This is a genomic window from Mesorhizobium sp. B1-1-5 (genome assembly GCF_006443065.1).
Taxonomy (GTDB): domain Bacteria; phylum Pseudomonadota; class Alphaproteobacteria; order Rhizobiales; family Rhizobiaceae; genus Mesorhizobium.
On record NZ_VFWS01000311.1, the window covers coordinates 1 to 1645 of the forward strand.

The 1645-nt window shown below is 63.5% G+C and carries 4 protein-coding genes; 1 reads left to right on the top strand and 3 read right to left on the bottom strand.

Annotation, left to right across the window (positions count from 1 at the left end):
- Together FJ980_RS30770 and FJ980_RS34940 are read right to left on the bottom strand one after the other, a co-directional pair.
- The coding region (locus FJ980_RS30770; protein WP_140547333.1) for an ATP-dependent helicase at window positions 1-725 on the bottom strand (725 nt) is incomplete at its 3' end.
- A gap of 69 nt (window positions 726-794) precedes the next feature.
- Window positions 795-968: a hypothetical protein gene (locus tag FJ980_RS34940; RefSeq protein ID WP_181169231.1), complete on the bottom strand. Its 174-nt coding sequence runs from the start codon at window positions 966-968 to the stop codon at window positions 795-797.
- 110 nt (window positions 969-1078) lie between these two features.
- On the opposite strand from FJ980_RS34940, the gene FJ980_RS34945 reads away from it, so the two are divergent.
- Window positions 1079-1219, top strand: a complete 141-nt coding sequence (locus FJ980_RS34945; RefSeq protein WP_181170994.1) for a hypothetical protein — start codon at window positions 1079-1081, stop codon at window positions 1217-1219.
- Between the two features lie 213 nt (window positions 1220-1432).
- Here FJ980_RS34945 and FJ980_RS30775 read toward each other — a convergent pair.
- Window positions 1433-1645 (bottom strand): M20/M25/M40 family metallo-hydrolase (locus FJ980_RS30775; RefSeq protein ID WP_140547334.1); only part of this gene is annotated, 213 nt, incomplete at its 5' end.

Sequence of the window (1645 nt, forward strand, 5' to 3'; positions counted from 1 at the left end):
CCCAGATGCATCGCTATCTCCGGTTCGGCCGTCATCTGCGCCCAGTAGAGCAGCAGGTCATCGTAATCGAGCACGTTCTGCGCCTGCTTGGCCTCGACATAGCCGGCGAACAGCTGCTTCAGCTGTTCGCCCCATCCGGCGCACCACGGAAAGGCGGAGCCGAGCCCCTCGCCGAGCGGCGCCTGCGCGTTGACGGCGCGCGAATAGATGGCAAGGCAGGTGCCCTTGGTGGGAAAGCGCGCTTCCGCCTTCGAGAAGCCGAGTTCGTGCCGCACCAGGTTCATCAGGTCGGCCGAATCCTCGCGATCGTGGATGGTGAACGCCGGATCGAGGCCGATCTCCTGCGCGTAATCGCGCAGTAGCCGTGCACCGATGCCATGGAAGGTGCCGGCCCAGGTCAGCGCGTCAGTGACGATCGAGGCGTCACGGCCGAGCACCTCGCCAGCGATGCGCTCGACGCGCCTGGCCATTTCGGAGGCGGCGCGACGTGAAAACGTCATCAGCAGGATGCGGCGCGGATCAGCGCCCTTGACGATGAGATGGGCGACGCGATGCGCCAGCGTGTTGGTCTTGCCCGAGCCGGCGCCGGCAATGACCAGCAGCGGTCCGGCGATCCTGCCGTCGCCATGCTCGACAGCCTGGCGCTGGGCGTCGTTCAGCCTTGCGAGATAAGCAGGCTGGTCGGTCGGTTCCCGAAATGTCGAATCATGAGCGGCAAGGTTCATCGCCCATCAAGCATCGTTTCCGCTTTGTTCGCAACAAGGAAGCGGCGCGGCGAGCTCAGCGTCGACAGGTCAGCGTTCCGGATCGACACCCATCGCCGCAGACTGCCTGCGCAATGCCTCCCGATCATTCTTCGGGACTGGCAGCAACAGGGGATCGACGGTGTCGGGTACGTCCTCGATCAGCTTGCGCGCGAGGCGGTAAGTGACGAAGGCGATGGTGCAGGCCAAGAGCAGACGGATCATCCAGCAGTCCTCCTTTGCCTGATCCAACCGGAGACATGAGCTTTTGTTCCTCGGCTTGATCGTCGCAACCAAACGGAGGTCGTCTCGTTGTCAGACGAGAGGAGGTAGCGATGAAGAAGCTCTCCCTAGGCCTTCTGCTGATCGTTCTGGCCGTGTCGGCCTGCGACAACAACGTCCCGCCAACCAAGGCTCCGGCAGCGGAAAACCCGCACACCGACGGCAATCCTGTAGCCGATAAGACCGGCAAATGAGTTGACATGCGTGCAGCAACGCCGCGGACCACGGCGGGACAGCACAAAGCACAGCCTGGAGAGGACGGCCGGCGCCGCTTGGGAGGTGCCTGATAGCGCCGGCCAGGCGGATATCAGGTCCGCCGCAATGTGGATGTTAGCTGAGTCTTGCCGTAGCGTCATGGGGATTCCACCCCTTTGGCTTCCCGCCAAATTCCGGAACGACCGCGCCGTTCATGCTCCCAATCGCCGTCTGACGACCGCGGCATGGAAATTCGTGCCGAACAGCAGGCCGTCATCGTTGAAGTCGTAGCTCGGATTGTGCAGCGGCGCCGTGTCGCCATTGCCGTGGAAGACAAAGCAACCGGGCACGTGAGCGAGGAAACGGGCAAAATCCTCAGAGCCGGTCATCGGCTCGCGGGCGACGGCGACGCCTTCGGGCAGGAA